General features: G+C 67.1%; 22 protein-coding genes. 15 read left to right on the top strand and 7 right to left on the bottom strand.

Annotated features, from left to right (window positions below; translation table 11 throughout):
* The first annotated feature begins 146 nt into the window (after positions 1-146).
* The 6 genes from ACQ5SA_RS07060 to ACQ5SA_RS07035 all read left to right on the top strand — a co-directional run bounded on the left by ACQ5SA_RS07060 (position 147) and on the right by ACQ5SA_RS07035 (position 7,647).
* Positions 147-2,567 (top strand): TonB-dependent receptor domain-containing protein, encoded by a 2,421-nt coding sequence (locus ACQ5SA_RS07060; RefSeq protein WP_499313654.1) that lies wholly within the window; start codon positions 147-149, stop codon positions 2,565-2,567.
* A gap of 329 nt (positions 2,568-2,896) precedes the next feature.
* Entirely contained in the window at positions 2,897-3,535 is a 639-nt protein-coding gene (locus ACQ5SA_RS07055; RefSeq protein WP_100551751.1) for a PepSY-associated TM helix domain-containing protein, read from the top strand.
* 41 nt (positions 3,536-3,576) lie between these two features.
* Positions 3,577-4,095, top strand: a complete 519-nt coding sequence (locus ACQ5SA_RS07050; protein ID WP_032975835.1) for a DUF2271 domain-containing protein — start codon at positions 3,577-3,579, stop codon at positions 4,093-4,095.
* Positions 4,096-4,215: 120 nt separating this feature from the next.
* On the top strand, positions 4,216-5,019 hold the full coding sequence (locus ACQ5SA_RS07045) for a DUF4198 domain-containing protein (protein WP_499313651.1): 804 nt from the start codon (positions 4,216-4,218) through the stop codon (positions 5,017-5,019).
* Between the two features lie 55 nt (positions 5,020-5,074).
* Complete coding sequence (locus ACQ5SA_RS07040) at positions 5,075-6,046, top strand: FAD:protein FMN transferase (protein ID WP_499313649.1); 972 nt, start codon at positions 5,075-5,077, stop codon at positions 6,044-6,046.
* A complete protein-coding gene (locus ACQ5SA_RS07035; RefSeq protein WP_499313647.1) occupies positions 6,043-7,647 on the top strand; it encodes a sulfite reductase subunit alpha in 1,605 nt (534 codons plus the stop codon). The genes ACQ5SA_RS07040 and ACQ5SA_RS07035 overlap by 4 nt, the downstream gene beginning before the upstream one ends.
* 181 nt (positions 7,648-7,828) lie before the next feature.
* Here ACQ5SA_RS07035 and ACQ5SA_RS07030 read toward each other — a convergent pair whose 3' ends face one another.
* The 4 genes from ACQ5SA_RS07030 to ACQ5SA_RS07015 form a co-directional block, all read right to left on the bottom strand.
* Complete coding sequence (locus ACQ5SA_RS07030; RefSeq protein ID WP_499313645.1) at positions 7,829-8,437, bottom strand: HutD/Ves family protein; 609 nt, start codon at positions 8,435-8,437, stop codon at positions 7,829-7,831.
* Positions 8,438-8,471: 34 nt separating this feature from the next.
* The gene (locus ACQ5SA_RS07025; protein ID WP_499313644.1) at positions 8,472-9,200 is read right to left on the bottom strand and encodes a murein L,D-transpeptidase catalytic domain family protein; all 729 of its coding nucleotides are present in this window, start codon (positions 9,198-9,200) and stop codon (positions 8,472-8,474) included.
* 17 nt (positions 9,201-9,217) lie between these two features.
* A complete protein-coding gene (locus tag ACQ5SA_RS07020; protein WP_499314007.1) occupies positions 9,218-10,285 on the bottom strand; it encodes a L,D-transpeptidase in 1,068 nt (355 codons plus the stop codon).
* Between the two features lie 337 nt (positions 10,286-10,622).
* Positions 10,623-11,045, bottom strand: coding sequence for a ComEA family DNA-binding protein (locus ACQ5SA_RS07015; protein ID WP_499313642.1), 423 nt, complete (start codon positions 11,043-11,045; stop codon positions 10,623-10,625).
* A gap of 102 nt (positions 11,046-11,147) precedes the next feature.
* Here ACQ5SA_RS07015 and ACQ5SA_RS07010 point away from each other — a divergent pair, with 102 nt between their 5' ends.
* From ACQ5SA_RS07010 to murU, 4 genes are all read left to right on the top strand, one after another.
* The gene (locus ACQ5SA_RS07010; RefSeq protein ID WP_100463586.1) at positions 11,148-12,641 is read left to right on the top strand and encodes a M20 family metallopeptidase; all 1,494 of its coding nucleotides are present in this window, start codon (positions 11,148-11,150) and stop codon (positions 12,639-12,641) included.
* Between the two features lie 70 nt (positions 12,642-12,711).
* The gene (locus ACQ5SA_RS07005; RefSeq protein WP_089239335.1) at positions 12,712-12,981 is read left to right on the top strand and encodes a GlsB/YeaQ/YmgE family stress response membrane protein; all 270 of its coding nucleotides are present in this window, start codon (positions 12,712-12,714) and stop codon (positions 12,979-12,981) included.
* A 65-nt stretch (positions 12,982-13,046) separates the two neighbouring features.
* Positions 13,047-14,072, top strand: a complete 1,026-nt coding sequence (locus ACQ5SA_RS07000) for an aminoglycoside phosphotransferase family protein (protein ID WP_230112804.1) — start codon at positions 13,047-13,049, stop codon at positions 14,070-14,072.
* A gap of 11 nt (positions 14,073-14,083) precedes the next feature.
* On the top strand, positions 14,084-14,794 hold the full coding sequence (gene murU, locus ACQ5SA_RS06995; RefSeq protein ID WP_499313640.1) for an N-acetylmuramate alpha-1-phosphate uridylyltransferase MurU: 711 nt from the start codon (positions 14,084-14,086) through the stop codon (positions 14,792-14,794).
* Positions 14,795-15,291: 497 nt separating this feature from the next.
* On the opposite strand, the gene hda is transcribed toward murU, so the two are convergent.
* From hda to ACQ5SA_RS06980, 3 genes are read right to left on the bottom strand one after another with little or no spacing between them, the layout of a single operon-like run.
* Positions 15,292-15,999: a DnaA regulatory inactivator Hda gene (hda, locus tag ACQ5SA_RS06990; protein WP_230112814.1), complete on the bottom strand. Its 708-nt coding sequence runs from the start codon at positions 15,997-15,999 to the stop codon at positions 15,292-15,294.
* A complete protein-coding gene (locus ACQ5SA_RS06985; RefSeq protein WP_165376456.1) occupies positions 15,999-17,171 on the bottom strand; it encodes an AI-2E family transporter in 1,173 nt (390 codons plus the stop codon). Before ACQ5SA_RS06985 ends, hda begins: the two co-directional genes overlap by 1 nt.
* Complete coding sequence (locus ACQ5SA_RS06980) at positions 17,168-18,295, bottom strand: DUF2066 domain-containing protein (protein ID WP_230112806.1); 1,128 nt, start codon at positions 18,293-18,295, stop codon at positions 17,168-17,170. The genes ACQ5SA_RS06985 and ACQ5SA_RS06980 overlap by 4 nt, the downstream gene beginning before the upstream one ends.
* 112 nt (positions 18,296-18,407) lie before the next feature.
* Here ACQ5SA_RS06980 and purM point away from each other — a divergent pair, with 112 nt between their 5' ends.
* The 5 genes from purM to purN all read left to right on the top strand — a co-directional run bounded on the left by purM (position 18,408) and on the right by purN (position 21,763).
* Complete coding sequence (purM, locus tag ACQ5SA_RS06975) at positions 18,408-19,466, top strand: phosphoribosylformylglycinamidine cyclo-ligase (RefSeq protein ID WP_089239327.1); 1,059 nt, start codon at positions 18,408-18,410, stop codon at positions 19,464-19,466.
* Between the two features lie 22 nt (positions 19,467-19,488).
* Positions 19,489-19,986, top strand: a complete 498-nt coding sequence (locus tag ACQ5SA_RS06970; RefSeq protein ID WP_108266768.1) for a hypothetical protein — start codon at positions 19,489-19,491, stop codon at positions 19,984-19,986.
* A complete protein-coding gene (locus ACQ5SA_RS06965; RefSeq protein WP_499313636.1) occupies positions 19,983-20,405 on the top strand; it encodes a hypothetical protein in 423 nt (140 codons plus the stop codon). Before ACQ5SA_RS06970 ends, ACQ5SA_RS06965 begins: the two co-directional genes overlap by 4 nt.
* Positions 20,406-20,498: 93 nt before the next feature.
* Positions 20,499-21,110 (top strand): DUF2238 domain-containing protein, encoded by a 612-nt coding sequence (locus ACQ5SA_RS06960; RefSeq protein WP_499314006.1) that lies wholly within the window; start codon positions 20,499-20,501, stop codon positions 21,108-21,110.
* The gene (purN, locus tag ACQ5SA_RS06955) at positions 21,107-21,763 is read left to right on the top strand and encodes a phosphoribosylglycinamide formyltransferase (protein WP_499313633.1); all 657 of its coding nucleotides are present in this window, start codon (positions 21,107-21,109) and stop codon (positions 21,761-21,763) included. The genes ACQ5SA_RS06960 and purN overlap by 4 nt, the downstream gene beginning before the upstream one ends.
* Positions 21,764-21,782 lie beyond the last annotated feature (19 nt).

The raw sequence follows: 21,782 nt of genomic DNA, 5'->3' as shown, positions 1-21,782 counted from the left end.
CACGGCACGCCGTGACCGCCTGAGCGGTTGCACCGGCTCGCCGCAGCCTGCTTCACCTCTGCCGCCCCTGATCGGGCCATCCCTGCCCTGCCGCGCGCGCTCCGCGCCCGGCATCGCGCTGTCTTGCATTCTTCGAGGTATCTGCCATGGCCCAGCGCCATCGTGTCCGTTCGTCCCTGTCCCGCCACCTGTTGACCAGCGCCGTGCTGGCCGCCGTCGCAGCTCCTGCCTACGCCAGTGGTGACGCCAGCGGCGCGCCGCAGACGCTGGACAAGGTGGTGGTGACCGCCTCCGGCTTCGAGCAGAAGGTGGTCGATGCACCGGCCAGCATCAGCGTGGTCAGCCGCGAAGAGCTGAGCAAGCGCCCCTACACCAGCCTGGTCGACGCCCTGCGCGACGTCGAGGGCATCGACGTCGGCCTGGAAGCCACCGACAAGAACGGCCGCGCCACCATCTCCATGCGCGGCCTGCCGTCCGAATACACCCTGGTGCTGATCGACGGGCGCCGCCAGAGCAACGCCGGCCAGCTGTATCCGAACAACTTCGGCGGTGGCCAGTTCGCCTACCTGCCGCCGCTGGATGCGATCGAGCGCATTGAAGTAGTGCGTGGCCCGATGTCCACGCTGTACGGCTCGGATGCGATGGGTGGCGTCATCAACATCATCACCCGCCGCAACCAGGACAGCTGGCACGGCGCAGTCACCCAAGGCTTCACCGTGCAGCAGGACGATCAGTTCGGTGATGCGCGCAGCACCGACCTGTACCTGAGCGGCCCGCTGGTGAAGGATCGCCTGGGCCTGGCCGTGCGCGGCAGCTACTACGACGCCAAGGCATCCAATCCCGAATGGGATGCACTGACCCTGCCCGACGGCACGCTGTGGGAACGCAGCATCGGTTTCGGTGGCGGCGGCAAGTCGGTGGCCAACACCAACTGGAACACCGGCGTGCGCCTGAACTTCCATCTCAACGACGACCACGAGCTGTGGCTGGACTACGACGTCTCTCGCCAGAAGTACGACAACAGCGAGGGCCAGACCGGCACGCTCGACAGCCTGGCCAGCCTGTGGCGCGTCGGCAACGCGGTGGTCCCGAACCCGAATGGCAGCGGCACCGTCACCCGCCGCGTGGTGCAGCCGCGCGTGGGCTACACCGCTTACCAGCGCTATGAGCGCGACCAGCTGTCGCTGACCCATCAGGGCCGCTACAGCTTCGGCACCTGGCAGACCTCGCTGACCCACAGCAAGAGCAGCAACCTCGGCCGCTCGCTGCCGCTGACGCTGGACGAGCGCGCCGGCCTGCAGACCCTGTGGAACGACGTCTGCCGCCGCACCGGCGCCGCCAACAACTGTGCCGCCGGCCGCAACAACGCCCTGGGCGCACTCAACGCCAGCGAACAGGCACGGCTGCAGGCGTTCCTGCCGCGTCCGCTGCGCACCATGGAGCTGGAAGGCTACGTGCTGGACACGATGCTCGACCTGGACTTCGGCGCGCACAAGCTGACCGTGGGCGGCCAGTACAACGACACCGACATGGTGGACGGCGTGTTCGGCATGGACGGTGCCGGCTACCGCAGCAACACCAAGCAGAAGCACCGCATGTGGGCGCTGTTCGCCGAGGACAACTGGTCGCTGACCGACACCCTGACCGCCACCTTCGGCCTGCGCTACGACGACCACAATATCTTCGGCAGCCACCTCAGTCCGCGCGGCTACCTGGTCTGGAATGCCACCGATGCGTGGACCTTCAAGGGCGGCGTCAGCACCGGCTACAAGACCCCGCGTCCGGACCAGCTGTTCCCCGGCATCACCGGCTTTGGTGGCCAGGGCGTGCTGCCGCTGGTGGGGTCGCCGAACCTGAAGCCGGAAACCAGCACCAACTACGAGCTGGCTGCGTATTACGAGGGCCAGCGCTGGGGCTTCAACGTCACCGGCTTCATCAACAAGTTCGAAGACAAGATCGCCAGCGGCGGCACGTTCCCCAACTGCGAGGTGGCACCTGCAGGCAGCGGCTACTGCGTGGACATCGGCCCGGGCTGGGCCTCGCTGGGCTACAGCACGTTCACCCAGAGCGTGAACATCGACAAGGCGGAAACACGTGGCGCAGAACTGGCCGGCCACGTCGATCTGCTGGACAACCTGCAGCTGCGCGGCAACTACACCTGGACCAAAAGCGAGCAGACCGCCGGTTCCGGCAAGGGCCTGCCGATCACCGGCACCATGCCGGCCAAGCACATGGCCAACGCCAGCCTCAACTGGCAGCTCAACGATGCGATCAGCCTGTCGTTGATCGGCGAAGGCCGCTACGACCGCTACCGCGACACGATCCTCGATGCCGCCGGTGCCAGCCACACCCGCTACTACGAGGACTACACGATCTTCCACCTCGGTGGCAGCTGGAAGGCCACGCAGTGGCTGACCGTCAACGCGCGGGTCAATAACCTGTTCGACAAGAACTTCGTCTCGCAGTCGTGCCTGCTGACCAGCCCCAGCGAATACAACTGCGTGGACGACTACGCCACCAAGGACCAGCGCCGCAGCTACTGGATCTCGCTCAACGCGAAGTTCTGACGCCACGACCGGTAGTGCCGGCCGCTGGCCGGCATCGCCCTGCCCTGGTAGGTGCCGACCTTGGTCGGCACCGCTTCATCCACGCATGGCGTGGATCTACTGCCCATACCGAACCTGGACGGCGCTCCATCCACGCATGGCGTGGATCTACCGGTCAGCCGCAGTGGTAGTGCCGGCCGCTGGCCGGCAACCGCGCGATGTTTCCAGGTGTCATGGGATTGCCGGCCAGCGGCCGGCACTACCCCTTCAGAGATACACAACGACATCTAATTGCGAGCAATTCTCATCAATGATGTAATGGCCAGTATTCATCCGTCCCGAACCGTGCCGTGAGCCGTCCCGCATCTTCCACCGTGCAGCAGCAACAGAGCCGCGGCTTCTGGCTGCGTACCCTGCACCAGTGGCACTGGATCAGCTCCGCGGTCTGCCTGATCGGCATGCTGCTGTTCGCAGTGACCGGGCTCACGCTGAACCATGCAGCGAAGATCGAGGCCAAGCCGCAGGTGCAGAACCAGCATCTTGAACTGCCGGCCGACGTGCGCGGCCAGCTCGGTACACGCGAGGACGGCAACGCGCCGATCCCGCGCCCTGCCCGGCAATGGCTGGATGAGCAGCTGGGCATTTCCATCGGCGGCCGACCCGCCGAGTGGTCAGCCGAGGAAATCTACCTGTCACTGCCACGTCCCGGCGGCGACGCCTGGTTGAGCATCGACCGCGAAACCGGCGCAGTCGAGTACGAATCGACCTCGCGCGGCGCGGTGTCCTACCTCAACGACCTGCACAAGGGCCGCAACGCCGGCCCCGCGTGGGGCTGGTTCCTGGACGTGTTCGCCGTGGCCTGCCTGGTGTTCTGCATCACCGGTCTGTTCCTGCTGCACCTGCATGCGCGGCAGCGACGCATGACCTGGCCGCTGGTCGGCCTGGGCCTGATGATTCCGCTGCTGATCGCCCTGCTGCTGATCCACTGAACTTCCACCGTGATTTCCATCCGTTTCTCCGGAGCCGCCCCATGCGCGTCACCCTGACCATCGCCCTCAGCGGCCTGCTGGCCACCTCGCCGGCCTACGCCACCACCCTCGACATCAACGTCGAAGTACCCAAGCTCAACGTGGCCGAATACCACCGCCCGTATGTAGCGGTGTGGCTGGAAGGCGCCGACCAGAAGGTCGCCGCCAACCTGTCGGTCTGGTACCAGCAGACCAGCAACAGCGAAGGCCATGGCACCAAGTGGCTGCCCGACCTGCGCCAGTGGTGGCGCAAGAGCGGCCGCACCCTGCAGGTGCCGGTGGATGGCGTGACCGGTCCGACCCGCCCTGCCGGCAAGCACGCGCTGTCGTTCAACGACAAGCAGCCGGCGCTGAAGCAGCTGGCCCCGGGCAACTACACCCTGGTGGTGGAAGCGGTGCGCGAAGTCGGCGGCCGTGAACTGCTGAAGATCCCCTTCACCTGGCCGGCCACCGCCGCACAGAACGGCCGCGCGCAGGGCGCCACCGAACTGGGCCAGGTCACCCTCGCCGTCAAACCTTGATTTCCTGACCGGGGTCGGATCCCTTCCGCAGGAAGGGCTCTGACCCGATCGCCATATCCTCGGGGTCAGAGCCCTTTCCGTTGGAAAGGGATCCGACCCCTTCCAACTGGAGTCTTCCGCATGAAGCGCACGCTCGTCCTCGCCGCCGCTCTGGCCGCTGCCCTTCCCTTCTCTGCCTTGGCCCACAAGGCTTGGCTGCTGCCCTCGCAGACCGTGATCGCCGGCAATGCGCCGTGGATCACCGTCGATGGCGCGGTCTCCAACGACCTGTTCTATTTCAACCACGTGCCGCTGCGCCTGGAATCGGTGGTGATCACCGCCCCGGACGGCAGCACCGTGCAGGCGCAGAACGCGGCCACCGGCAAGTACCGCAGCGTGTTCGACGTCGAGCTGAAGCAGCAGGGCACCTACCGCATCGCCTCGGTCAACGACGGCCTGTCGGCCACTTATGAACTGAATGGCGAGCGCAAGCGCTGGCGCGGTACTGCCGCTACCTTCGGCGAACTGCCCAAGGATGCCAAGAAGCTGGAAGTGAACCAGTCGGTCGGCCGTGTGGAGACCTTCGTCACCAACGGCGCGCCGAACGACACCGCGCTGAAGCCGACCAACCGCGGCATCGAACTGGTGGCCGTCGGCCACCCGAACGACCTGTTCGCCGGCGAAGAAGCGACCTTCCGCGTACTGGTCGACGGCAAGCCGACTGCAGGCCTGGAATTCGAGATCGTGCGCGGCAGTACCCGCTACCGCAATGCGCAGGACGAGCAGAAACTGACCAGCGACGCCAAGGGCGAGATCAAGGTGACCTGGCCGGAAGCCGGCATGTACTGGCTGGAAACCGGAACCGAGGACAAGAAAACGTCGGTCAAGCAGGCCGCCAAGCGTCGCCTGAGCTACGTCGCCACGCTGGAAGTGCTGCCGCAGTAAAGGCATCGCTGCGATACCCGGCGCGCCCTGGTATCGCAGCCTGCTACGCATGCCCATGACCTCTACCGCACTCGACATCGCCCGGCTGGGCGGCACCACCATGGGCACCACCTGGAGCGTGTCACTGGTGGCAGCGCGCCAGCGCGACCTGCATCCGCTGCATGCGGGCATCCAGGTCCGTCTGGATGAAGTAGTCGCACAGATGAGCACGTGGGAAGCAGGCTCGGACCTGAGCCGCTACAACCGTGCCGACGCGGGGCGGCACTGCGTGCTGCCTGCCGAAACACGCCATGTGCTGACCTGCGCGCAGGCCATCGCCGCCGCCAGCGGCGGTGCCTTCGACCCGACCATCGGCCCACTGGTGGCGCTGTGGGGCTTCGGTGCGCATGCTGGTGAACGACGTGCACCCGATGCCACCACGTTGCAGGCAACCCGTGCACGCTGCGGTTGGCAGCGCCTGCACTGGCAGGACGATGCGCTGTTGCAACCGGGTGGCCTGGAACTGGATCTCTCGGCGATCGCCAAGGGCTTCGGTGTCGACCACGTCGCCGCTTGGCTGCGCAGCCAGGGGATCGATGCCGCACTGATTGAAGTCGGCGGCGAGCTGGCGGGCTACGGCCGCAAGCCCGACGGCCAGCCATGGCGTGTGCTGGTGGAGTCGGCGCCGGAGGAAGATGCCCACACCGATACACCACCGCGTGTACTGGCGCTGGAGGGAAAAGCCGTGGCCACCTCCGGCGATCGCTGGCACCAGTATCAGGACGATGGCGTTGCCTACAGTCACAGCCTCGACCCACGCAGCGGCACGCCAGTGCGACAGGTCGCAGCCGCCGTCACCGTGGTCGCCGACGATGCGATGCACGCTGACGCCTGGGCCACCGCACTGACCGTGCTCGGTCGCGACGCGGGCATCGCGCTGGCAGAACGCGAAGGGCTGGCCGTGCGCTACCTGGAACGCGCCGCCGACGGCCCGCGCGAAACCCTCAGCAGCGCCTTCCAGCGGCTGCTGGATGAGCAGGCCGCATGAGCACTCGTTTCTCGCGCGCAACTCTTGGCAACGTCGTAGTGCTGGCCCTGCTGGCCGCGATCGGCGGGGCCCTGCTGCGCCTGCACCTGGGCGAAGCGTGGTGGCAGGGTGCGCCGCCGTCAGGGCAGTGGGGCATCGCGCTGGCCGCTACCGCGCTGTATTTGCTGGCGTGTGGTGTGCTGTGGTGGCGCAGCCGTCCGCGCGATGACACGACTGAAGGCAGCAACCAACCGATGCTGCTGGTCTGGTCCAGCCAGACCGGCTTTGCCCGCGAACTGGCCGAACGCAGTGCGCAGGCCCTGCGCTCGGCCGGCGTGCCGGTGCGCCTGCGCGGTCTGCACGAAGTGGATGCCGGCGTGCTGACGGGCAGCGCGCGTGCACTGTTCATCGTCAGCACCACCGGCGAAGGCGATGCACCCGACCACGCCCTGCCCTTCCTGCGCCGGGTGATGACCACGCCGCCACCTCTGCACCACCTGCAGTACGGCGTGCTCGCGCTGGGTGATCGCAGCTACGGCCACTTCTGCGCGTTCGGCCACCAGCTTCACGACTGGCTGCGTCAGCAGGGCGCGCATCCACTGTTCGATGCCATTGAAGTCGACAATGCCGATCCGGCCGCCCTGCGCCACTGGCAGCAGCTGCTCGGCCAGCTCGGCGGCGACGCCAGCGAACTGCCCGATTGGACACCGGCCGAGTACCAGCCGTGGACGCTGCTGCAGCGCATCCACCTCAACCCGGGCAGCGTCGGTGGTCCGGTCTACTGGCTGCGCCTGCAGCCACCGACCGACAGCAGCGCGCACTGGCAGGCGGGCGACATCGCCGAGATCGGTCCGCAGCACGCCGAACAGAGCACGCGCGACTGGCTGCAGGCGCAGGGCTTCGATCCCGACACCATGTTGGACGACGGGAATACGCTGCTTGCACGCGTCGCCCGCTCGCATCTGCCGTCCTTGGTTGCAGCGGGCGATCTGCCTGGATTGTTGGCGGCACTGCAGCCACTGCCGCATCGCGAATATTCCATCGCCTCGGTGATGGACGACGGCGCGGTGGAACTGCTGCTGCGCCGTCAGCTGCGTGCCGATGGCACACCGGGCGTCGGCAGTGGCTGGCTGTGCGACCACGCCGCCATCGGCGAGCCGGTGCAGATACGCCTGCGCCGCAACGAGAATTTCCACGGCGTCGCCATCGATGTTCCGCTGCTGTTGATCGGCAACGGCACCGGGATCGCCGGCCTGCGCGCACACCTGCACGAGCGCGCTCGGGCTGGAGGCAGTCGCACCTGGCTGTTGTTCGGCGAACGCTCGGCTGCCCATGATTTCCACTTCGGCGACGAACTGCAGGCGATGCTCGCCAACGGCGCGCTGAGCCGTCTGGATACGGTATTCAGCCGTGATGGCGGCGCGCACCGCTACGTGCAGGATCGCCTGCTGGCCGAAGCATCCGCGCTGCGGCAGTGGGTTGATGAAGGCGCAACGATCCTGGTCTGCGGCAGCCTGCAGGGCATGGCCCCGGCCGTGGATGCGGTGATCGAACAGGTCCTCGGTGCCGACGGCAAGGAAGCGCTGCTGCTGGCCGGTCGTTACCGGCGCGATGTGTATTGAGGCGAACCGTCTCCAGGTGGGTGCGAACCGACTTCTGGTGGGTGCGCACCTTGGTTCGCACCATGCCGCGGTATCGGCCGCTGCATCCACGCATGGCGTGGATCTACGGAAAAAACCGCGCAATCTGCTTCAGTAGATCCACGCCATGCGTGGATGATTGTCTCCGAGCGCCGACGATGGCTCAGCCGCCCGCGGCGCTCACCCGTATCGCCAGCAACTCCCCGCCGCCCTGCAGCGCATGCCGCTGACGCTCGCCGGCGGCCAACCACGCAGTGTCGCCGGTCTGCATCGCAGGCAATCCACTGTCCGCACCAAACGTAGCCTGCCCACCCAGCAGGTGCAGGGCCCACGCCACACCCGGCTCGCAGAAGAAGAACATCGGCCCGACCAGCGGCCGGTGCAGCAGTTCGGCCTGCAGCTGCTCGCGCTTCCACATCAGGTTGAAATCGTGGGTGGTGCCGTCGATCAGTTCGCCATGCAGCGCGGCTTCGCCGGCAAAACGCACACGCCCATGCGGTGGCAGCACTTCGGCGACGCGGCCGTCCTCGAAACGCAGGCGCACGCCATTGCCCTGCAGCAGTACCAGTTCGCGCTCGACACCGGGGAACGCGGAAAACGCAGCGTCCTGTTCGATTTCGGCCACTGACAGGCGCAACGCCCAGTCATCGCCCTGCGCTGGCAACCGCAGGATCTCGCGGGTCCAGCCAAGGCCGTTGCGCCAGCGTTCGCGGCGGTAATCCAGGCTGGAAATCACCTGGCTCGGGGTCTGCAGCAGGGAGTCGATGTTCATGCGCGCATTGCATCATGCCGCGCGCCACAACGCATCACCGCGTTGCAAGACCCGCGGACGTACCGCAATCGCCACCCAGCAGTTGCGAGTGTTTGAGCCAATCCTGGTCGGGGTAGTACGCGAACACCATCGTGCCGCCTCGCAGCGCGTCGATCAGCGGCTTGGCCACCGACAATCGCACCGCCGGACAGCCGAGACTGCGCCCCAACCGACCCTGCAACTGTGCGGTGGAGGGATTCACATACGGCGCACCGTGGATGACGATGGCGCGCTCGCGTGCACGATCATTGAAACCCGGCTCCAAACCCGCCAAGCGCAGCGAATAGCCGTTGCCGCCCATGTAGGTTTCCTGCGCGGTGAACGCGCCGAGGCTGGACATGAAGCTGCCATCGCGGTTGGAGAAATGCTCCGTGCGGTTCTCGCCGCTGTTGCGGCCGTGCGCCACCCACTCCTCGAACAACAGCCGCTGGCGGGCCAGGTCGAAGACCCACATCCGCGGCTCGGTGGACGGCCGCGAGTAGTCGATCACGCTCAGGCGTTCACCGCTGACACCCAGTTCGGGCCGCTGCAGCGCGCAGCGCATGGCGTGGGCGGCCAACTGCAGCACCCGGCGGTCGGCCTTGGGCGCGCTGCGGGCCAGCTGCGCAGCGAGATCGTCGGCGCTGATCGCGGTGGCAACGCGCGTCTGCGCCCCGGCCGGGGCACTGGCAGTGGTCGCCAGCAGGCCAAGGGCGGCCAGCCGGCACAGGCGGAAAGCAGACATGGGCACGTGGGAAGGTCTCAGGATCCCTTGAGGGTGGACGCTGGCGGCTCCGATTCCAAGACCGGCTGCATACCCGATTCAGCCGCGCTTGGGCGCACCGCCGGCAGCGAGGTGACCAGCAGGGTCGTGCCCGGTACCAGCACCTGGTACAGCTGGCGGGCGAAATCGGCCGGCAGCGCCATCGGCAGCGATGGCGTGGCCAGCAGGTCCGGCGTGGCCTGGGCGCGGTCCTGGCCAAGCAGCGGATAGGCCGTCCACTGGTGCAGGCGCTGCTGCGCATCAAGCGGGCTGGGCGTATCGCTGTAGCCCTGGCCCATCACGAACAGGGTGGTGCCCTGGAACGCCGGCAGCGCGTCGGCCTTCAATGGCGACTCGCCGATCATCACGCCGTCGCGCAGTACGTACAGGCGCTGGTCGTGCAGGCTGACCAGGATGCCGACCTGCCCGCTGGGGGCGGCCGCATCATCCCACCACGCCTTGTCCGGGGCGCCGGCCTCGCCTTCCGGCAGGGCCTGTCCGCGTGCATTCACCGGCGCCAGCACCGCCGGATAGGCCAGCGTCATCGGCGCGCTCTTGGCATCGGCCACGACCACCGTATCGCCGCGCTTGGTTTCGCTGAACAGCTTCTGCGCGAAGGCCTGCGGCAGGCGCACGCAGCCATGCGAGGCCGGGTGCCCGGGCAGGCTGCCGCCGTGAAGCGCGATGCCGTCCCAGGTCAGCCGCTGCATGTACGGCATGGGTGCGCTGTTGTAGAGGTTGGAACGGTGGTCCTTGTCCTTCTGCAGGATGGTGAACACACCGGTCGGCGTCTCATGGCCGGTCTTGCCCGAGCTGATCGTGGTCAGGCCGATGGCGATGCCGTTGCGGTACACATAGGCGCGCTGCTCATCCAGGCTCACCACCAGCACGATCGGCCCGGCCGGCGAAACCTCCGGGTGCCACAGGTACTCGCCGGGCTTGAGGTCGGTCGGACCGCGTACTTCGGAAGTCGTCGCCGCGACCGGCTTGAAAGGTGCGGCCGCGTGCGCAGCGCAGGGCAGTGCCAGGGCAGCGGCGAGCATCAAGGTCAAACGGTGCAGGTGCATCCAGCCGATTCCATTCCATGCGAAGGCCTCACCGTACACCATGCGCGCGTGGTGGCTGCGCCAAAAGAAATTGCCCGGCGACACAGCCATGTGTCGTACCGGGCAATCGTCACGTCCCTGTCGGCCTGCTGCCACCCCCTCGCATCCTGCGAAGCGGGGGCGGCGTTGCATCCTGCACGCGGCCGCGTCTGTCCTGTTTGTATCTCAGCCCCTTCCACAGGTCTGTGATGCCACCATCCTGGTGATTGGTGCCGCATCCCTGCGACGGTCGGTGGTTACGGGCATCCTGTCCGCAGCCAGTGAACCTGCATCCTGCCGGTCCCGACGTTTCCTGTTGTCAGCGCCTGGGTACGGTTCGCACCGGTACCGATCCGGGTACCGGATCCGCGGGCAACATCCTGCTGCCAACGGTGATCCGCCGTCGATTCCGTTCGACGATCGATGTCCCTATCCCCTTCACCTGCGTCAGGTCCTCGACGCGGTGAAACGGGCCGTGTCTGCGCCGGTGCTCGACGATCGCCGCGGCCTTGGTGGCCCCGACCATCGTCAATCCCTGCTGCAGCGCTTGGGCATCGGCCCGGTTGATGTCGATCGGCTCGGCAGCTTGCGCTCCCGCGATCCACACTCCCAGCACCAGCGCCCTAAACACGACAAACCAAGGCACGACGTGTATCTCCTTGTGGTTCTGACCGTCCCGACCGGCAATCCCGTCGGTCGAAACAGTGTCCGTCACCACATGCACACAGCGTATCGGGTTCACGGATTTCTAAAAGCCAGCCAACTACCCGACGTGATGTAGGGAAAACCCTACCCTTGGCCGAGGCGTAGAATGGGCGGATCAGCCATGCAACCGGAGTTTCAGATGGACAGCGCCAAGCTCGGCCAATTCGTCAATGACAAGTGGGACAGCGAAATCGTCCCGCAGTTGGTCGACTACATCCGCATTCCCAACAAGTCGCCGATGTTCGACGCCAATTGGGTGCAGAACGGCTACATGGAGCAGGCGGTCACCCTGATGGAAACCTGGGCCAAGGCGCAGGAGCTGCCCGGCCTGAAGGTCGAAGTGGTGCGCCTGGAAGGCCGTACCCCGCTGATTCTGCTGGAAATTCCGGCTACCGGCGCCGAAACCGGCGACGACACCATCCTGCTCTACGGCCACCTGGACAAGCAGCCGGAGATGACCGGCTGGGACGACGACCTGGGCCCGTGGACCCCGGTCCTGCGCGGTGACAAGCTGTATGGCCGTGGCGGTGCCGATGACGGTTACGCCATCTTCGGCTCGCTGGCCGCCGTGCTGGCGCTGCAGGCCCAGGGCCTGCCGCATGCCCGCTGCGTGGTGCTGATCGAAGCCTGTGAAGAGTCGGGCAGCTACGACCTGCCGGCCTACGTCGACCACCTGGCTGACCGCATCGGCAAGCCGTCGCTGGTGGTCTGCCTGGATTCGGGCTGCGCCAACTACGACCAGCTGTGGTGCACCACCTCGCTGCGCGGCCTGACCGGCGGCAACTTCTCGGTGAAGGTGCTCAACGAAGGCGTGCACTCCGGTGATGCCTCGGGCGTGGTGCCGTCCAGCTTCCGCCTGCTGCGCCAACTGCTGTCGCGCATCGAGGACCAGGACACCGGCCGCATCCTGATCGAGGGCATGAACGTGGAGATCCCGGCCGAGCGTCTGGAACAGGCAAAGCGTGCCGCCGACGTGGTCGATACTGCGATCTTCGAGAAATTCCCGTTGGTCGACGGCCTCAAGCCGATGAACGACGACCTGACCGAGCTGGTGCTGAACCGTACCTGGCGCCCTGCCCTGTCGGTGACCGGCATCGGCGGCATGCCGCCGCTGGAATCGGCCGGCAACGTGCTGCGCCCGCATACCGCGGTGAAGCTGTCGCTGCGCCTGCCGCCGACCGCCGATGGCAAGACCTGCGGCGAGCTGCTGAAGGAAGCACTGCTGCGCGATCCGCCGAACGGCGCGCAGGTCACCCTGGACCTGGAAAAGGCCTCCACCGGCTGGAACGCGCCGGCGATGGCACCGTGGCTGACCAAGGCCATCGACGATGCCAGCCAGACCTTCTTCGGCAAGCCGGCGATGTACATGGGCGAAGGCGGCTCGATCCCGTTCATGGGCATGCTCGGCGAGAAGTTCCCGGGTGCCCAGTTCATGATCACCGGCGTGCTCGGCCCGCACTCCAACGCCCACGGCCCGAACGAGTTCCTGCACATTCCGATGGGCAAGAAGGTCACCTCGTGCGTGTCCAAGGTGATCAGCGAGCACTACGCGGCAAGCCTGCGTGGCGAGACCAGCGGTTCGCCGGTGGCCGCCGACAGTGGGACCCGCAACGGCGACCACGGCTGCTGCTGATTGCGTCATGCAGTGACGGACGCAGCCTGGCCTTGCTAGGCTGCGTCCATCCTTTGAAGGCGCAGATCGCATGAACGGTTTGTTTGGCAGCACCAGCTGGCTCTACATCATCCTGGTCGGCTTCTTCGTCGGCCTGCTGGGACGCTTCTTCATGCCCGGCAACAACCGCATGGGCTGTCTGCTGACCATCGTGCTGGGCATCATCGGCGCGCTGCTGGCCGGCTGGTTCGGCCAGTACATGGGCTGGTACGCGCCCGGTGAACCGGCCGGCTTCCTCGGCGCGGTCGTGGGCGCGGTCGTCGTGCTGGCGATCCTGCGCCTGTTCAGCGGCCGCCGCTGAGCCGCCACCCCCTTCCCGCTTCTGTCCCTGACGTTGGCGCGCCCGGCGCGCCCGGATATGCCTGCATGACCGAACCCGCCTCTGACCCCCAGCGCAGCGCACAGCGCCTGCAGTGGGCCCGTACCCAGCTCGATGATGGCAACACCGTGGTCGAACGCGCCTCGGTCGACGCTGGCATGCGCAGCTACTGGCGCACCACCAGCCAGCGCGGCAGCCACATCGTGATGGATGCCCCGCCGGGGCTGGAAGACCCCACGCCTTGGCTGCGCATGCGCGGCCTGCTGCACGATCACGGCCTGCGCGTGCCCGCCTTGCTTGCCCAGGACCTCGACGCCGGCTTCCTGCTGCTGGAAGACCTGGGCGGCCCGACGCTGGCGAAGATCCTCGACGAACGCAATGCCGACGAGTGGTTCAGCCGATCCATCGATCAGCTGCTGCGCCTGCAGGCCATTCCGGTGCCTGCCGATTTCGGTCAGTTCGGCGAAGCGCTGCTGCAACGTGACGCCGGCCTGTTCGATGAGTGGTTCCTGCAACGTCATCTTGGCCTTGAACTGGACTGCGGCGAGATCGAAGGCCTGCAACTGGTCCACCGCCGGCTGATGGACAACGCGCTGGGCCAGGCCCAGCTGATGACCCACCGCGACTACATGCCGCGCAACCTGATGCCGGTGGACGGCGGCCCGGCCGTGCTGGATTTCCAGGACCTGGTGCGTGGTCCGATCGCCTACGACGCGGTGAGTCTGTTTAAGGATGCCTTCCTGAGCTGGCCGCTGCAGCGCGTGGACGACTGGCTGGCGCAGTATCACCAGCGCGCGCGCGACGCCGGCCTGCCGGTACCCGACCGCGCCACCTTCCTGCGCGACGCCGACTGGATGGGCATCCAGCGCCACGTGAAGATCCTCGGCCTGTTCTGCCGCCTGCGCTACCGCGACAACAAGGGCCACTACCTGGACGACGCACCGCGCTTCATCGCCTATCTGGATGAAGTGCTGCCGCGCTACCGCGAACTGGCGCCGTTGCAACAGTTGCTGGAAATGCGGATCAAACCGGCACTGGCCGAGCTGGCCGCGCCGATGCGCGTGCTGCGCTGAAGGCCGCATCGATGAAGGCTCTGATTTTCGCCGCCGGTCTGGGCGAGCGCATGCGTCCATTGACCCTGCACACGCCGAAGCCGCTGCTGGCAGTGGCCGGCAAACCCCTGATCGTGTGGCACCTGGAACGGTTGGCTGCGTTCGGCATCCGCGACGTGGTGATCAACACCGCATGGCTCGCCGAGCAGTTCCCGGCCACATTGGGCGATGGCCGCCAATGGGGCCTGCACCTGCATTTCATGCACGAAGGCGATACCCCGCTGGAAACCGGCGGCGGCATCCTCAATGCGTTGCCGGCGCTGGGGGACGATCCGTTCCTGGTGGTGAACGGCGATATCTGGACCGATTTCGATTTCGCCACGCTGCCGCGTGAACCGGCCGGCGAAGCGCATCTGGTGCTGGTCGACAACCCGGCGCAGCACCCCAACGGCGACTACCGGCTGGACGCGCACGGCGTGCTGCACCACGACCGCGAAGGTCCGTGCCTGACCTATGCGGGGATCGGCGTCTATCGTCCGTCGATCGTGGCCGATTGGCGCGCGGTGATCGGCGAGGCACCTGGCAGCGAGCGCGTGCCACCGAAGTTCTCGGTGGTGCCGTTGCAGAAGCATTTCATGGCACAGGGGCGGATCAGCGGTCAGCATCATCGCGGTCGCTGGACGGATGTCGGGACCGTTGATCGCCTGCGCGCGCTGGACGATGAGTTGGCCGCGAACGGCTGAGCCGCTCGTGGTTGGACGTCTTCAGAGCAGAAGCCTTGCTTGGCCGGGCGGGATGGGCTGCGCAGGGGACGCTGCAAGTACGTCCATGTAAGCTCGGTCGCCGCATCCATGCGGCTCACGCCCCTGCGCAACCCACCCCGCCCGGCCTCTGACAGTTTCCGTGTGCGTCCAGCCACGGAAGAAAGAAAGAAAAGCAGAAGCGGGTCGCTTCGCTGCGCTTGCTCTGGTGACGACCAACGGTCGTCACCCACCACAAGCAAGACACGTGTCGACCAAGGTCGACATCTACCCACAGCCGCGGCCAATTGTCGAAGGCGGGGCGCTGTGGGTTTGCGGGGTGTGAGCCGCATGGATGCGGCGACCAAGCCCCCATGGACGGGTTCACGGCGTCCCCGCAAACCCACAGCGCCCCGCCATCCCACGGATAGCCCGCTTTTGACGTTGACGTTGATTCGGCTTCGGCGGGTGCAGGGCGCAGCCCTGCCGAACAACATCCCTCAGTAACGGGGACGACCTTCTTCCAGTACCTGGCGCAGGAACGGCACGGTGATCCGCCGCTTCGCCGCCAGCGATTCTCGATCCAGCCAGTCCAGCAGCGTGATCAGCCCACCCAGCTCGCGCCCGGTGTGCGACAGCAGCCACTCGATGGCGGCCTCGTCGATCGCCAGCCCACGGCGCAGCGCGCGCTCGCGCAGCACCGCCGCGCGGCCTTCCTCGTCCAGCGGCTGCAGCAGCACCCGCACGCATTGGCCCAGGCGCGACCGCAGATCCGGCAACACCAGACCCAATTCACCGGGCGACTTCTGCGCGGTGTACAGCACCGTCACGTCGGCAGCGCGCGCGCGGTTGTGGAAATCGAACAGCGCGATCTCGTCCTCGCGGTTGCCCGCCACCGCATCCAATCCATCCAGCGCCACCAGTTCGCGCAGCTCCAATCCCTCCAGCGCCACCCGCACCCGGCCGACCACACTGGCCAGCGGTACGTAGGTCGGCAGGCGCCCGGCCTGCTCGGCGCTGGAACACATCGCCAGCGCCTGATGGGTCTTGCCGGTGCCGGCCGCGCCTTCCAGGTAGATCCAATCGTGGCTGGCCCCTACCGCGATGGCGCGCAGCTGCGCCAGCGCGCCGTCCGGCGCACCGATGAAGCTCTCCAGGCGCTGGTCCCGCGGGTAATGCAGGGCCAGCGGAAGTTGCGGCACACCAATCACTTCAGTTCCGGACCCTTGTCATTGCCAGGCACGATGATATGGGGCTGGTCGATCACGCCATCAAGCACGATCGCGGGCTTCTCGCCGGCATACAGCTCGCTCTGCCGGTAGCGCTGGTGCGCATAGCGCAACAGGACGTTGGTCACCGCCGCCACCGGCAGCGCCAGCAGCATGCCCAGGAAGCCGAACAGCTGGCCACCGGCCATCACCGCGAAGATCACCGCCACCGGGTGCAGGCCGATCTTGTCGCCGACGATGCGCGGGGTCAGCACGTAGCTTTCCAGCAGCTGGCCGACGGTGAACACCACGCCCACCAGGATCAGCAGCTTCAGGTCGAACCCCTGCGCCTGCACCAGCGCCGCCACGATCGCCATCAGGATGCCGGTGGTCGCGCCCAGGTAGGGAATGAAACTGATCAGGCCGGCGATCAGGCCAATCAACAGGCCCAGCTTGAGCCCGACCAGCGACAGGCCACCGGCGTAGATCACGCCCAGCGCCAGCATCACCAGGAACTGCCCGCGGATGAACGCACCGAGCACTTCATTGGATTCACGCGCCAGCGCGGTGATCGTGCCGATCTGGTTGCGCGGAATCACCGATGCCACGCGCTCGACCAGCTTGTCCCAATCACGCAGGAAGTAGAACGCCAGGATCGGCAGCAGCAGCAGGTTGACCACCCAGGTGACCACCGTGAAGCCCGAGCGCGAAACATAGCCCATGAAGGTCGTTGCGAACCCGCCGGCCTGCTGCCAATGGCTGCGCACCCACTCGATCAGGCGGTCCGGGTCCATCCACTGCATCACTTCCAGCCCGGTCTTCTGCTCGAACCAGGGGATGCCCTTCTCCATCAGCCAGGCCTGCGCCTGCGGGGCCGCTGCGATCAGCGTGGTGATCTGGCGCTCGATCATCGGCACCAGCACCAGCAACAGTGCCGTGATCACCAGCACCATCGCCACGAACACCAGCACCACACCGGTCATGCGCGAGCGGCCAGTGGCCTCGATGCGGTCCACCAGCGGGTCGCCCAGCCAGGCCAGCGCCAGCGCCAGCACGAACGGGGTCAGGATCGGTGCCAGCAGCCAGACGATCCAGCCGATCAGGCCCGCCAGCAGGATGTACTTCAGCCGTCGCAGGAACTGCGCGATTTCCGCTTCCGGGGACAGGATCATCGCAGGCGGTACTCGTTGCTGACCGGCGCCGGTGCCGGTGCACCGGTCGTATCGTCGATCGGGGTCGGCAAGGCCGGCAGGGTCGCCGACGGCACCAGCACGCCGTTGTCGCCGAGCATGCGGTTGAAGCCGGCCAGGCCGGTGGTCAGTTCCAGATTCAGCTCCAGATGGTCGGCGGTCGCGCGCAGCGGGGTGACGTTGCGCACCACCGCGACTTCACGCAGGCCGGCGGCCAGGCGCAGGTATTCGTCCGCGCTGTTGATGCCGGTCACCACCACGCGGTAGGTGCCTGCCTGGCCGGTGGCCGCACCGGCCTTGGCATAGCGCTTGACCAGCGCGTCGGCAGCGCCATCGGCACCGGCGGCCATCGCGCGCATCGCGTTGGCGTCCTTGCTGGTCCACTTGTTCAGTTCACGGCCGTTGTCGACGAACACCCAGTCCGCCTGCCAGCCGCCATTGGCGCGGTAGAGCTTGCCGATCAGCTGCATCGGCGGCGAATAGCGCGACGAGGCGCGGGCTACGGCGGCGCTGTCCTGGCGCCAGATGGCACCCGCCAGCGCCTGCTCGGCGGCGCCACCACTGGGCAGGCCGAGCTTGTAACCACGCTCGATGGCCCGGCTCAGCAACGGCCGCGCGGCATTGGCCTGCTGCACGCTGACCAGACGCGGACCGCTGCCGTCATCGACGGCAAGCCACAGCACCGGCTTCGGTCGCGGCTGCGGCCACAGCGGCAGGCCCAGGGCCGACACCAGCCCGTCCACGTCATCCTCGCGGAAGCGCGCGACCAGCAGGGTACGGAAGCTCGGCGCACCGCTGGCGCCCACGCTCTGGTCCTGCTTGTAGTCGTAGCTGGCCACATAATCCTTGGCATTGCGCAACGCCTGCGCCACGCCGGGGCGCGACATGACGCTGCGATCACCGGACAATTTACCCAGTACCACGCTCAACGCGCGGGCAAGTGCACCGTTGCGGTCAGCCTCGGCTTGGCTGTTGACGGGCACTTCGGCCTCGTACGCACCACTGGCAGTGGCAACATCCCCCTCGGTTCGCATGCCGCTCTGGGCCATCGTGGCCACCGGCAGGCATAGCGCAAGGAGCAGGGTCAAAAACAGGCTGCGGCGCATCAGGACATCCATTGGCTCGACGTATCCGGGGGGAATTGTTGCCCGAATACGGCCTTTGCGCCAATGCGGCCTGTTAAAATCGGCGATTCAACCCCTGCCAGCGCCGACGCCCGTGACCAACAGCCCGTCTTCCGCCCCTTCTCCCCTCACCTACCGTGATGCGGGTGTCGACATCGACGCCGGCAACGAGCTGGTCGAGCGGATCAAACCCTTGGTCAAGCGCAGCTTCCGTCCGGAAGTGATGGGCGGCCTGGGTGGCTTCGGCGCCTTGTTCGACCTGTCCAATAAGTACCGCGAGCCGGTGCTGGTGTCGGGCACCGACGGCGTCGGCACCAAGCTGAAGCTGGCCCACCAGCTGAACCGCCACGATACGATCGGCATCGACCTGGTCGCCATGTGCGTGAACGACGTGCTGGTGCAAGGCGCCGAGCCGCTGTTCTTCCTGGACTACTTCGCCACCGGCAAGCTGGACATCGACACCGCCGCCGCCGTCGTGGGCGGCATCGCCAATGGCTGCACCGAGGCCGGCTGCGCCTTGATCGGCGGCGAAACCGCCGAGATGCCCGACATGTACGCGCCGGGCGAGTACGACCTGGCCGGCTTCACCGTCGCGGCCGTCGAAAAGAGCGAGCTGAAGGACGGCGCCCATGTCGCCGCCGGCGACGTGCTGATCGGCATCGCTTCGTCCGGCCCGCACTCCAACGGCTATTCGCTGGTCCGCCGCATCTACGACCGCGCCGGCCGCCCGGCCGAGCTGGAACTGGAAGGCGGGGTCAAGCTGGTCGATGCGCTGATGGCCCCCACCCGCCTGTACGTCAAGCCGATCCTGTCGCTGCTGAAGTCGCATGGCGATGCCATCCACGGCATGGCCCACATCACTGGTGGCGGCCTCACCGAGAACATCATCCGCGTGGTGCCCGAAGGCCTCGGCCTGGACATCCAGGCCTCGTCGTGGACCCTGCCGCCGGTGTTCCAGTGGCTGCAGAAGGAAGGCGCGGTGGCTGACAGCGAGATGTGGCGCACCTTCAACTGCGGCATCGGCTTCGTGCTGATCGTCGCCCCGGACCAGCTGGAGGCCGTGTCCGCTGCGGTCAAGGCGCAGGGCCTGGAGCACTGGACGATTGGCCAGGTGGTCACCGCCCAGGGCGGCGAACGCGTCCACATCGCCTGATCCACTGGACAAAGGAACCCGCATGGACGCACCCCCTCCCTTGTCGACGCCGCCGGCTCCGCCGGTGCTGCCGCCGAACCCGGCCGTGCCGGTGTTCGGCCCGCAGGACGCCACCCAGCTGCGCCAGCTGGCAATCGGCCACTACGTGGTCGCTGGCCTGATGGCGGTGTTCTCGCTGATCTTCATCCTGCACATCGTGCTGGGCATCGCCATGCTGTCCGGTTCGCTGCCGATGAAGTCCGGCGGTGAACCGTCTTCGCCGGAAGAACAGCAGTTCGTCGGCTGGCTGTTCACCGTGATGGGTTTCTGCATCGTGCTCGGCGGGCTGACCCTGGCCGGCTTTGTCGCCTATGCCGGCCGCTGCCTGTCACAGCAGCGCCGCTACCTGTTGTGCATGATCGTGGCGGGGCTGTCGTGCCTGTTCACCCCCATCGGCACCATCCTCGGCGTGTTCACCCTGGTCGTGCTGCTGCGCCCGCAGGTGAAGGCTGCCTTCGCTGGCCAGGCGGGTGTGGCATGAACGATGGATTGAACCCGCCACCGCTGCCCAGGCAGACCCTGGCCGACCTGCAGACCGCCAGCCACCTGCACAATCTGAAGATCCTGTTCTATGCACTGGCAGGCTTCCATTGGCTGGCAGCGCTGGTGTTCCTCGGTTTTGTCGGCATCGTCGCCTTCGAACGCGGCATGGATGACGGTGCCGTGCTGGCGACGGTGTACGGCACGGTGTCGCTGCTGGCCATCGGATTGGGCTTCCTGCAGCTGCGCACCGCGCGGCTGCTTGGCCAGCGCAGCAATCTGGCCTGGTGTCGCGGCGCGGCCTGGGCCGCGGTGATGGCCGGCCCGCTGGGCATGGCGCTGACCGCCTACGCGGTGTATTTCCTGCGCAAGCCGGAGATCGCCGCACTGTTCGACCGCGGCGACCACGTCAGCGTCTGAGCTGGCAGGCGCATGTTCCATCCCTCTGCTGATCGCCCCGACATGTCCACGCCCGCTGCCCCCTCGCTCGCCAGCAACCGCGCCACCCACTCACTGTCAGGACCGAAGAAGGTCGCGCTGGTCGCGGTGCTGAGCATATTCGCGGCAACCTGGATCCATCCGCTGTGGCCGCTCGAGCAGACCCTGCACAGCTCGCTGACCGTGATCGGCCTGCTCGCCCTGTGGTGGGTGGACCGGCGCTGGCAGCTGGGCAACGGTGCCTTCATCGCGATCTGCGGCTTCATCGCCATCCACTGCGTGGCCGCGCGCTGGCTGTATTCCAACGTTCCCTATGATGCCTGGCTGCAGTCGCTGCTCGGATGGTCGCCGGATGCCGCCTTTGGCTGGCAGCGCAACCACTTCGATCGCCTGATCCACTTCCTCTATGGCGTCTGCTTCACGCCGGCGTTGCTGCAGTTGGCGCGACAGTCCTGGCCTGCGCTGCGCATCGGCCAGGCATTCACCCTGGCGGTGATGGCAGTGATGTGTTCCAGCCTGGTGTATGAGTGGCTGGAATGGGGCATCGCCCTTGCCCTGTCGCCGGAAGCGGCCGAGGCCTACAACGGCCAGCAGGGCGACATGTGGGACGCGCATGCGGACATGCTGCTGGCGACCCTGGGCAGCCTGTTGCTGTGGCCGGTGGTGCGCCGGAGCGCGGCGCGATGAGCATCTGCCGCATCGCCGTGCTGGCCTCCGGCCGCGGCAGCAATCTGCAGGCCATTGTCGACGCCATCGCTGCGGGGCGGCTGCAGGCCGAGGTTGTCGGCGTGTTCTCCGACCGTCCCGATGCGACCGCACTGGAGCGGGTGGCAGCGGATCGACGCTGGGCGCATGCGCCGAAGGAATTCAGCGACCGCGCCGCCTACGAGCAGGCGCTGGGTGATGCGCTGGCTGCATCCGCCCCGGACTGGATCGTCTGCGCCGGCTACATGCGCATCCTCGGCGCCGATTTCGTGCAGCGGTTCAATGGCCGCCTGGTCAACATCCATCCCTCGCTGCTGCCGCTGCACAAGGGCCTGCACACCCATGCACGGGCGCTGGAGGCCGGTGACGTCGAGCACGGCGCCAGCGTCCACCTGGTGGTGCCGGAACTGGATGCCGGCGCGGTACTGGCGCAGGCGCGGGTTCCGGTGCTTGCCGGCGATGATGCGCAGACCCTGGCCGAACGCGTGCTTGCGGTGGAGCATCCGCTGCTGATCGCGACCCTGGAACTGCTCTGCGCAGGCCGCCTGGCTGAACGGGAAGGACAGCCGACACTCGACGGTCACCCCCTGTTTAGCCCTTTGGCTCTAGATTCCGCCGGAAACCTGAACCGGTAACGCCCGTGCACACGCCCCG

The organism is Stenotrophomonas indicatrix (assembly GCF_050573115.1).
Taxonomy (GTDB): domain Bacteria; phylum Pseudomonadota; class Gammaproteobacteria; order Xanthomonadales; family Xanthomonadaceae; genus Stenotrophomonas; species Stenotrophomonas lactitubi_A.
This window is presented reverse-complemented; position numbering and strand designations above follow the sequence as displayed.